Genomic DNA, 11263 nt, shown 5'->3' with positions numbered 1-11263 from the left:
GGCCCACCCATGGCGGATACCTCTGTCGACCGGATTGTCGAGGCGCTTCGCCGCTCCATGCTGGAGAACGAGCGGCTGCGCAGGGAGAACGACCGGCTCGCCGCGGCGGAGGCGGAACCGGTCGCGGTCGTCGGCATGGCGTGCCGGTATCCGGGGGGCGTCCAGACCCCCGAGGACCTGTGGACCCTCGTCGCCGAAGGCCGCGACGCCGTCACCCCGTTCCCGGCCGGCCGCGGCTGGGACCTCGACGGGCTCCGCACCACCGAACCCGGCGCCCCCGGCAAGAGCATCGCCGCCGAGGGCGGCTTCCTGCACGACGCGGCCGACTTCGATCCCGCGTTCTTCGACATCTCCCCGCGCGAGGCGCTCGGGATGGACCCGCAGCAGCGGCTGCTGCTGGAGGTCGCCTGGGAGGCCGTGGAGAGCGCGGGGATCGTGCCCGGGGCCCTGCGTGGCGGCCCGACCGGGGTGTACGCGGGCCTGATGTACCACGACTACGGTCCGGGCAGCAGCGACGGCAGCCTCGTCACCGGACGGGTGGCCTTCACCCTCGGGCTGGAGGGCCCGGCGGTGACCGTGGACACCGCGTGCTCGTCCTCGCTGGTGGCGATGCACCTGGCCGCGGACGCGCTCCGGCGCGGCGACTGCACGCTCGCGCTCGCCGGCGGGGTCACCGTCATGACCGAACCCGACATGTTCGTGTACTTCAACGAGCAGCGCGGGCTCGCGGCGGACGGCCGCTGCAAGTCGTTCTCCGCCTCGGCCGACGGCACCGGCCTGTCCGAGGGGGCCGCGGTGCTGCTGCTGGAGAAGCTCTCCGACGCCCGGCGCAACGGGCATCGCGTGCTGGCCGTGGTCCGCGGTTCGGCGGTGAACCAGGACGGCGCGTCGAGCGGCCTCACCACGCCCAACGGTCCCGCCCAGCAGCGGGTGATCCGGCAGGCGCTGGCGGACGCCGGTCTGGACGCGTCCGAGGTGGACGCGGTGGAGGCCCACGGGACGGGGACGCGGCTGGGCGACCCGATCGAGGCGCAGGCGCTGCTGGCGACCTACGGTCGCGGCCGTCCCGGCGACCGCCCGCTGTGGCTGGGGTCGGTGAAGTCGAACATGGGGCACACGCAGGCGGCGGCGGGCGTGGCCGGCGTGATCAAGATGATCCTGGCCCTGCGCCACCGGCGGCTCCCCCCGTCCCTGCACGCCGGGGAACCCACGGCCGAGGTGGACTGGTCGTCGGGTGCGGTGCGCCTGCTGACCGGGGCGCGGGAGTGGCCGGCGGACGGCCGTCCGCGCCGTGCGGGGGTGTCGTCGTTCGGGCTCAGCGGAACCAACGCGCACGTGATCATCGAGGAGGCGCCCGAACACGAGGCCCTCGCCGCCCCGGCCCCCGAACGCGATCTTCCGAACGTGCCGCTGGCGCTGTCGGCCAGGGACGCCGCCGCCCTGGCGGCGCAGGCGGGCCGGACGGCCGACCGGCTGGAGGGCGAACCGTCGCCGCGCCCGCTCGACGTCGCCTACTCCCAGGCGTGCCACCGCACGCGTTTCGAGCACCGCGCCACCGTCGTCGGTTCGGACCTGCCGGAACTGGTCGGCGGGCTGCGCGCGCTGGAACGCGGTGAGCGACCTGGGGTCGTGGCGGCCGGGAACGGAAAGACCGCGTTGCTGTTCTCGGGTCAGGGGTCGCAGCGGTTGGGGATGGGCCGGGAGCTGTATGAGGCGTTTCCGGTGTTCGCGTCGGCCTTCGATGAGGTCTGCGGTGCGTTGGACGAGCCGGTGCGTGAGGTGGTGTGGGGTGATGGCGCCGGTCGTTTGACGGAGACGTTCTGGACGCAGACGGGGTTGTTCGCGTTCGAGGTGGCGCTGTTCCGGTTGCTCGAATCCTGGGGTGTCGTGCCGGACTTCCTGGTCGGGCATTCGGTGGGCGAGATCGCGGCCGCGCATATCGCGGGTGTCCTGTCGCTTGAGGACGCGTGCGTGTTGGTGCGGACGCGTGCGCGGTTGATGCAGGAGTTGCCTTCGGGTGGGGCGATGGTGGCGGTGCAGGCCTCCGAAGAGGAGATCCGGCGGCGGTTGGCCGATGGTGTGGAGGTCGCGGCGGTGAACGGGCCGCGTGCGGTGGTGCTGTCGGGTGACGTGGACGCGGTGCTGAAGGCGGCTGAGGCGTCCGGTGCCAAGACTCGGCGTCTCCAGGTGTCGCACGCGTTCCACTCGCACCTGATGGAGCCGATGCTGGAGGCCTTCGCCGAGGCGATCGGCGATCTGGACTTCCACGCTCCGCAGATCCCGATCGTCTCCAACCTCACGGGACAAGCCGAAAGCGACTTGGGTCCGGAGTATTGGGTGCGTCAGGTGCGTGGCACCGTCCGGTTCGGGGACGCGATCGAGTATCTGTCCGGCCAGGGTGTCGGCACGTTCATCGAGGTCGGCCCGGACGCGGCGTTGACGCCGCTGGTGGAGGACGGCGCGATCTCTCTGCTGCGGCGCGACCGGTCCGAGACAGGGCAGCTCGTCGCGGGTGTCGCGCAGGCGTGGGCGCAAGGGACCGCCGTCGACTGGGAGGCCTTCTTCGACGGCACGGGCGCCCAGCTCGTCGACCTGCCCACCTACCCCTTCCAGCGCCGGCGTTTCTGGCTGGAGCCGGAGGCAGGGGCCGACCTGGCGGGGGTGGGTCTGGAACGGACCGGACATCCTGTCCTGGGAGCGGTGGTGGCGCTCCCCGGAACCGACGAGGCGGTGCTGACCGGCCGCTTGTCGGTGGCCGCTCACCCATGGCTGACCGACCACCGGGTGATGGGCCGTCTGGTCTTTCCCGGCGCCGGAATCGTCGAACTGGCGCTTGAAGCAGGGGAGCGGGTCGGCTGCGCCTTCGTGGAGGAGCTGGCCCTGCAGGCGCCGCTCGTGCTGCCGGAGAGGGCCGAAGTCCAGCTCAGGGTCGTGGTCGGCGCGGCCGGGGAGTCCGGGCGGCGCGAACTGACGGTGCATTCCAGGGGCCGGGCGGAGGGCGCGCCCTGGACGCTGCACGCGCAAGGCGTCCTCGCACCGCAGGGACCGGCCCCGGAAGAGACGGCGGAGGCCTGGCCTCCCGAGGGCGCCGCTCCGGTCGAGCTGGACGGACTGTACGGCGAACTGGCCGCGCGCGGATACGGCTACGGTCCGGCGTTCCAATGCGTCCGCGCCGCCTGGGTGCGAGGCGACGAGGTGTTCGCGGAGCTGGCGTCGTCCGAGGCGCGGGACGGCCGGTACGGGCTGCACCCCGCGCTTCTGGATTCCGCGCTGCACGACCCCCGCGTCCTCGACGGCGAGGAGGCGGACGACGAGGCGGTGCGGCTGCCGTTCGTGTGGTCGGGAGTCGCGCTTCACGCCGCCGGGGCGGCGGCGGTCCGGGCACGCGTCCGGAAGGTCGGCGCGGACACGGTGTCGCTGTCGCTGACCGACGAACTGGGGGCCCCAGTGGCCTCCGTGGCGGCCATGAAGGTTCGTCCCGTCCCGCTGGAGGGCCTCGCCCCGGCGGACGGCGCGTTCGACGGCGAATCGCTGTTCCAGGTGGAGTGGACGCCCGCCGAAGCGATACCGGACCGGACCGGCGAGGCGGGCAGGCGCTGGGCGGCGGTCGGGGACGCGAACCCCGCACCCGCCGGAGTCGCCTGCTTCCCTGACATGCGGTCTCTGCGGGACGCGGTGGATGGCGGCTTCCCCGCACCCGACGCGGTGGCCCTGTACGTGGCCGGCACGGCGGAGGGAACCGTCCCGGACCGGGTCCGCGCGCTCGCCCACCGGATGCTGGCCCAACTCCAGGAATGGCTCGCGGACGACCGCACGACGGACACGACCTTGGTCGCGGTGACCCGGGGCGCGGTCCGCGCCGCGCCGACCGACGCCGCCCCTGACCTGGTGACCGCCCCGGTGTGGGGAATGGTCAGGGCGGCCCAGGCGGAGAACCCCGGCAGGTTCGTCCTGGCCGACCTGGGGCCCGGCGCGGACACGTCCCTGCTGGACGACCTGCTCGCCGCGGGGGAGCCCGAGGCGGCGGTGCGCGGGGACGCTCTCCTCGTGCCCCGCTTCGCGCGGGTTCCGGACGAACCGGCCCCGGCGACCGGGGGCCCGTGGGACCCGGACGGCACGGTGCTGGTCACGGGAGGCACCGGAAGCCTCGGCCGCCTCATCGCCAGGCACCTGGTCACCGAGCACGGCGTCCGGCACCTGCTGCTGGCGAGCCGGAGCGGAGCCGGCGCCCCCGGCGTGCCCGAACTGGTCGCGGAGCTGGAAGGACTCGGCGCGCGGGCGGACGTCACCGCGTGCGACGTCGCGGACCGGGCCGCGCTCGGGGCGCTGCTCGCCGCGATCCCGTCCGACCGCCCCCTGACCGGTGTGGTCCACGCGGCGGGCGTCCTCGACGACGGCGTGGTCACGGCGCTGGACGCCGAGCGGACGGACGCCGTGCTGCGGCCCAAGGCGGAGGCCGCCTGGCACCTCCACGAACTGACCCGCGACCTGGACCTGGCGGCGTTCGTGCTGATGTCGTCCATCGGCGGGATCTGGGCCGGCGGAGGCCAGGCCAACTACGCGGCGGCCAACGTCTTCCTCGACGCCCTCGCCGAGCGGCGCGCCGCCGAGGGGCTCCCCGCGACCTCGGTGGCCTCGGGGATGTGGGAGGACGCGGACGGCATGAGCGCGCGGCTGGACCGCGCCGACGTGCTGCGGATGAACAGGACGGGCGTGGGGAGCCTGTCGCCCGCGGGCGGGCTCGCGCTGCTCGACCGGGCGGTGCGCGGCCCCGGGCCGGTGCTGCTGCCGATGCTGTTCGACCCGCGCCCGCTCCGTTCCCGGCCGCGGGACGTCCCGCCGATCCTGCGCGGCCTCGTGCCGGTGCCCCGCGCGAAGGCGGGGGAGGGCCGGGCAGGCGGGGGGGCCGTGCGGGCGCTGCGCGCACGCCTCGCCGGGGTCTCGCGCGCCGAGGCGGACAGGATCCTCACCGAGATGGTCCGCGGTAGAGCGGCGGCGGTGCTGGGCCACGCCTCCGCGGAGGCGGTGCAGGCGGGGCGGGCCTTCAAGGAGCTCGGGTTCGACTCGCTGACCGCCCTGGAACTGCGGAACGAGCTGGCGACAGCCACGGGGCTGCGGCTGCCCGCCACTCTCGTGTTCGACCACCCGAACGCCGGGGCCGTGGCCGCCCTGCTGCACGCGATGCTGGAGGGCGCGCCCGGCCCCGCCGCCCCGGCCGCGGCGCCCGGCACCGGCCCGGCCGACGACGACCCGGTCGCCATCGTCGGCATGGCATGCCGGTATCCCGGGGGCGTCGCCTCGCCGGACGACCTGTGGCGGCTGGTCGAGGACGGCGCGGACGCGATCTCGGAGTTCCCCGCCGACCGGGGCTGGGACGTCGACACGCTGTACGACCCGGAGCCGGGCGCCGACGGCAGGACCTACACCCGTTCGGGCGGCTTCCTTGCCGACGCCGCCGAGTTCGACGCCGGCTTCTTCGGCGTCGCGCCGAACGAGGCGCCGGCCATGGACCCGCAGCAGCGCAAGCTCCTGGAGACCTCCTGGGAGGCGTTCGAACGCGCCGGGATCGACCCCCACTCCCTGCGGGGCAGCCGGACCGGGGTCTTCATGGGCGTGATGTACCACGACTACGTCGACCACAGCGCGGCGGGCTCGGTCGTCTCGGGCCGCGTCTCCTACACGCTGGGCCTTGAGGGGCCGTCGGCCAGCCTGGACACGGCCTGCTCCTCCTCGCTCGTCGCGCTGCACTGGGCCGTCCGGTCGCTGCGTTCTGGGGAGTGCTCGCTCGCCCTCGCCGGAGGAGTGGCGGTGATGGCAACCCCCGGAACGTTCGTGGAGTTCTCCCGGCAGCGCGGCCTCGCGCCCGACGGGCGCTGCAAGGCGTTCGCCGCCGCGGCGGACGGGACCGGCTGGGCGGAGGGAGCCGGGGTCCTCGTCCTCGAACGGCTGTCGGACGCGCGGCGCAACGGGCATGCGGTGTTGGCGGTGGTGCGTGGGAGTGCGGTGAATCAGGACGGTGCGAGTAATGGGTTGACGGCGCCGAGTGGTCCGGCGCAGCAGCGGGTGATCCGGCAGGCGCTGGCGGATGCGGGGGTGTCTGCGGGTGGGGTGGATGTGGTGGAGGGGCATGGGACGGGGACGAGGTTGGGTGATCCGATCGAGGCGCAGGCTCTGTTGGCGACTTATGGGCAGGATCGTCCTGGTGGTCGGCCGTTGTGGTTGGGGTCGTTGAAGTCGAACATCGGGCATGCTCAGGCGGCGGCGGGGGTCGGCGGGATCATCAAGATGGTCATGGCCATGCGCCACGGCGTCCTGCCGAAGACCCTGCACGTCGACGAGCCGACCCCGAAGGTGGACTGGACGGCGGGCGCGGTCGAGCTGCTGACCGAGAACCGCCCCTGGCCGAGGAACGGCGGGCCGCGCCGGGCCGGAGTCTCCTCGTTCGGTGTCAGCGGCACCAACGCCCACGTCATCATCGAAGACCCCGCCGAGGAAGCCGCCGCCCCGGCCATGCCCCCCAATGTGCCTCCCACCGAGCCCCTCGCAGAGGCCCCAGTCCCGGTCGTCCTGTCCGGCCACGGCCCGGACGGGCTGCGCGCGCAGGCGGACCGGCTCGCCTCCTTCGTCGGCCTCCACCCGGAGCTGCGCCCGCTGGACGTGGCGCACGCCCAGCTCACCGGCAGGGCCGCGCTCGACCACAGGGCGGTCGTCATCGCGGCCGGCCGCGACGAGCTGCTCGCCGGGCTGCGCTCCGTGGCGGCCGGAGAGCCGGTGAAGAACGCGGTCACGGGGCGCGCGGGGACCCCGGGGGGCACCGTCTTCGTGTTCCCCGGGCAGGGGTCGCAGTGGGAGGGCATGGCGGCGGAGCTGCTCGACGCCGTGCCCGTCTTCGCCGACCGGGTGACCGCGTGCGCGCGGGAGGTCGAGGCGCTGACCGGATGGTCGCCCCTCGACGTGATCCGGGGCCTGCCCGGCGCGCCCCCGCTCGACCGCGTGGACGTGGTCCAGCCCGTCCTGTTCGCGGTGATGACGGGCCTGGCGGAGCTGTGGCGGACCGCGGGGGTGGTTCCAGAGGCCGTCATCGGTCACTCCCAGGGCGAGATCGCCGCCGCCTGCGTCGCCGGCGGGCTCACGCTCGAGGACGCCGCGCGGGTCGTGACGCTGCGGAGCAGAGCGATCCTGGCGCTCGCGGGCACCGGCGCCATGGCCTCGGTCGCCGCTCCGGCGGCCCGGCTCGCCGAGCGGCTGGAGCGCTGGGACGGGCGGCTCGGCGTGGCGGCCGTCAACGGCCCGGCGGCGACCGTGGTCTCCGGGGACGTGGACGCGCTGGAAAGCTTCCTGGCGGAGTGCGCCGCGGACGGGACGCGGACGCGACGCGTCCCGGTGGACTACGCGTCCCATTCCGCCCACGTCGAGGCGGTCAGGGACGACGTGCTGGCGGCCCTGGAGGGCATCAGCCCCCGGAGCGGCGAGGTCGGCTTCTGCTCCACTCTCACCGGCGGGCCCGTGGACACGGCGGAGCTGGACGCCGGGTACTGGTACCGCAACCTGCGCCGCACCGTCCGGTTCGACGAGGCCGTGCGGTCGGTGCGGCGCGCGGGACGGACCACGTTCATCGAGGTCAGCCCGCACCCGTCGCTGCTCGGCGGCATCGAGGAGGCGGCCGCGGAGGACGGCGCCCCGGCGCTGGCGGTGGGCTCGCTTCGGCGCGGCGAGGGCGGGCTCGAACGGTTCCTGGCCTCCGTCGCGCAGGCCTACGTCGCGGGCGTCGCGGTCGACTGGCGGCCGTTCCTGCCCGAGGGGCGCGCCCGCCGCGTCGAGCTGCCGACCTACCCCTTCCAGCGCCGCCGCTACTGGCTGAAGCAGCGCCCGTCCGGCGAGGCGTCCCGGATCGGGCAGGGGACGGTGGAGCACCCCATGCTCGGCGCCTCGGTCCCGCTGCCGGACACGGGAGGCACGGCCCTGACCGGGCGCCTGTCGGCGGAATCGCTGCCCTGGCTCCCCGACCACGCGGCCCTCGGCACGGTGCTCCTGCCCGGGACCGGCCTCGTGGAGCTGGCGGTCCGCGCCGGGGACCAGGTCGGCTGCGGCACGGTCGAGGAACTGGTGCTGCACGCCCCGCTGACGCTGCCCGCGCAGGGCGGGGTGGCCCTGCACGTCATGGTGGGCGCGGCGGACGGCGACGGACGCCGGAGCCTGCGCGTCTACGCCCGCCGTGAGATCGACGGCGACGACGCCCCATGGACCCTCCACGCCGAGGGGGTCCTGGCATCCGAGGCGGAACGCACGACGTTCGACCTGACACAGTGGCCACCCCAGGGAGCCGTGCCGGAGGACTTGGACGGCGCCTACGCGCGGCTCGCCGAGATGGGATACGGCTACGGTCCGTCGTTCCGAGGCCTCCGGGCCATGTGGCGGCGCGGCGGGGAGCTGTTCGCCGAGGCCGAGCTGCCCGAGCCGGCCGCCGCCGAGGCCGGCCTCTACGGGCTGCATCCGGCTCTCCTGGACGCCGGGCTCCACGCGACCCTGCTGGAGGACGGCCAGGGCGGCACCGTCCTGCCGTTCGCCTGGGCGGGTGTGCGGCTGCACGCGTCCGGGGCGTCCCGGCTGCGCATCCGCATCGCTCCCGGGCAGGGCGGAGCGGTGACCGTGCAGGCCGCCGACGCGGAAGGCGCGCCCGTGCTGTCCGTCGAGTCGCTCGCAGGCCGCCCGGTGACGCCGGACCAGCTGGCGGGCGGCGGGGAGACGCCCTACCGCGTGGTCTGGGAGGACGTGCATCCCGGCGGCGGTGGGCCCGCGGAGGAACGGGTGTCCGTCGGGGCCGCGAGCCCTGACCCGTCCGCCGCGCCCGAGCTCGGGGCCTTCCTCGCCCTCCACCCGGCGGGGGAGCGGCTGCCCGCCGTGGTCGCCCTCCATGCCTCGGCGCCCGCCGGGGACGTACCCGCCGCGATCCGCGCCGCGCTGGCTCGCACGATGGCCGACCTGCGCGCGTGGACGGCCGACGACCGCACGGCGGACAGCACGCTCCTCGTGGTCACCCGGCATGCCGTCGCGGCCGGGCCGGAAGAGGACGTGGACCTCGCGGCGGCTCCGCTCTGGGGCCTGGTCCGAGCCGCCAGGGCCGAGCATCCGGGGCGGATCGTCCTCCTCGACCTCGACGAGGGGACGGTTCCCCCCGAGGCGCCCAGGCTCGACGAACCCGAACTGGCCGTGCGCGACGGCCGCCTCCTCGCCCCCCGGCTGCGTCGCGCCCCCGCCTCCGAGCCGTCCCCCGTCCCCAGCGACGGCACCGTCCTCGTCACCGGCGGTACGGGCGGGCTGGGCGCGCTGGTCGCCCGGCACCTGGCGGCCGGGCACGGCGTGCGGCACCTGCTGCTGCTCAGCCGCCGGGGCCCCGATGCCCCCGGGGCCGAACGGCTCCGCGCCGAACTGCGCGAGATCGGAGCGGCGGCCGACATCATCGCCTGCGACGCGGGCGACCGTGAGGCCCTCGCCGGGGCCCTGGCCGCGATCCCGCCCGACCGCCCCCTGCGCGGCGTCGTGCACGCCGCCGGCGTCGTGGAGAACGGCCTGCTGGCGAGCCAGACGGCCGGGCAGGTAGACCGCGTCCTCGCGGCGAAGGCGGACGCCGCCTGGCACCTGCACGAGCTGACGGCGGAGTCGGACCTGGCGATGTTCGTGCTGTTCTCATCGGCGGGAGGCCTGGTGCTGGCCGCCGGGCAGGCCGCGTACGCGTCGGCCAACGTGTTCCTCGACGCGCTCGCAGCGCACCGCAGGGCCCGCGGCCTCCCGGCCCGCGCGCTGGCCTGGGGCCTCTGGGACGGCCTCGGCATGGAGCGCGGCCTGCTCGACGCGGACAGGCAGCGGATGCGCAGGCAGGGCTTCGTCCCCCTCGGCCCGGACGAGGGCCTCGCGCTGTTCGACGCCGCGCTCGGCGGCCCGGACGCCGTCCTCGTCCCGCTGCGGCTGGACCGGCGGACGCTGCGCGACCACGCCGCCGAGGCGCCCCCGCTGCTGCGCGGACTGGTCGCGGCACCGCGCCGCCGCGCCGCCGGGCCGGGCGGCAGGCGCCGCGACGACCTGCTCGACCGGCTGGCCGGGCTGGCGGGCGCGGAGCGCCGGCGGGCGCTCGTCGAGGCGGTGCGCGGATACGCGGCGGCCGTCCTCGGGCACGACGGACCGCAGGGGGTGGACGTCGAGCGCGGCTTCCTCGACATGGGCTTCGACTCGCTCACCGGCCTGGAGCTGCGCACCAGGCTGGCGGCCGCCACCGGCCGCCGCCTCCCGCCCACCCTCGTCTTCGACCACCCGTCCGTGACGGCGGTCGCGGACCACCTGTTCGAGGAGCTGTTCGGCGCGGAGGAGGCGGGGGAGGACCTCAGCGCCGCGTCCGCGGACGAGCTGTTCGCCATCCTCGACCACGAACTGGGGTTGTCCGGACAGGGATAGGGGTTGGGCGGCGGGCGTCCGCGGCCCCTCGGACCGGACGCCCGCCGCCGTCAGGCCTGCGAGTCCGCCAGGACGGCGATGCCGTCGAGGAAGCGCTCCAGCCCGAACAGGAACTCGGCGTCGGCGCTCTCCTGGCGGTCCATGACCCCGGCCATGATGACCGCCGTCAGCGCGGGGAACCGGGCAGGGGTGACGAGCTTCTCCAGCAGCCGCGCGTAGGCCGACGTCGCCTCCTGGTCGGACTTGCCCTCGGCGGAGGCGAAGTTGGCGACGTCCGTGCTCAGCGCGGCCTGGCTGCGCACGAAGCCGGTGAGCGTGAGCACGGTCGAGAGCCGCTGCCCCGCGTCGAGACCGGTGCCCTCGGCCGAGGCGAGCCCGGCCTCCAGCCACGCGAGCTGGTTCGGCGCGGCGGGATAGCCGTCCACCGGGACGCGCAGCACCCAGGGGTGCGCGCGCAACGCGTCCATCAGCGCCCGTGCCCACGCGGACAGCGCCGCCCGCCAGCCCTCGCGCGGTTCGGCCGCCGGCGGGGGAGGCCCGTACGCGCTGTCGGTCATCAGGATGAGCAGCTCGTCCTTGGAACCGACGTAGCGGTACAGCGCCATGGTGGTCACCCCGAGGTCGGCCGCCACGCGTCCCATCGAGAGCGCGGTGAGCCCGTCGGTGTCCGCGACGTCGATGGCCGTCGCGATGATGCGCTCCAGGCTGAGGCCCCGCTTGGGGCCCCGGCCGGGCCGCTCCTGCAGGCCCCAGGCCATCGCGATGCTCGCCGGCAGGATCTCCTCGCCCGTCTCGTCCACTGTCATCCCTTCAT

Annotated in this window: 2 protein-coding genes; one reads left to right on the top strand and one right to left on the bottom strand. The window is 75.3% G+C overall.

Annotation, left to right across the window (positions count from 1 at the left end; translation table 11 throughout):
* Positions 1-9 precede the first annotated feature (9 nt).
* Positions 10-10449, top strand: a complete 10440-nt coding sequence (locus FKD65_RS07085) for a type I polyketide synthase (RefSeq protein ID WP_141576717.1) — start codon at positions 10-12, stop codon at positions 10447-10449.
* A 50-nt stretch (positions 10450-10499) separates the two neighbouring features.
* Here FKD65_RS07085 and FKD65_RS07080 read toward each other — a convergent pair whose 3' ends face one another.
* Positions 10500-11255 (bottom strand): TetR/AcrR family transcriptional regulator, encoded by a 756-nt coding sequence (locus FKD65_RS07080; RefSeq protein ID WP_141576716.1) that lies wholly within the window; start codon positions 11253-11255, stop codon positions 10500-10502.
* Positions 11256-11263 lie beyond the last annotated feature (8 nt).

Source organism: Actinomadura sp. WMMA1423, assembly GCF_006547145.1.
GTDB lineage: Bacteria > Actinomycetota > Actinomycetes > Streptosporangiales > Streptosporangiaceae > Spirillospora.
Note: the sequence above shows the minus strand (reverse complement) of the source record. Positions and strands in the feature narration are given on the sequence as shown.

Coding starts and splice junctions, on each gene's coding strand:
- FKD65_RS07080 (WP_141576716.1), bottom strand. CDS start 11,255: ATGACAGTGGACGAGACGGGCGAGGAGATCCTGCCGGCGAGCATCGCG.
- FKD65_RS07085 (WP_141576717.1), top strand. CDS start 10: ATGGCGGATACCTCTGTCGACCGGATTGTCGAGGCGCTTCGCCGCTCC.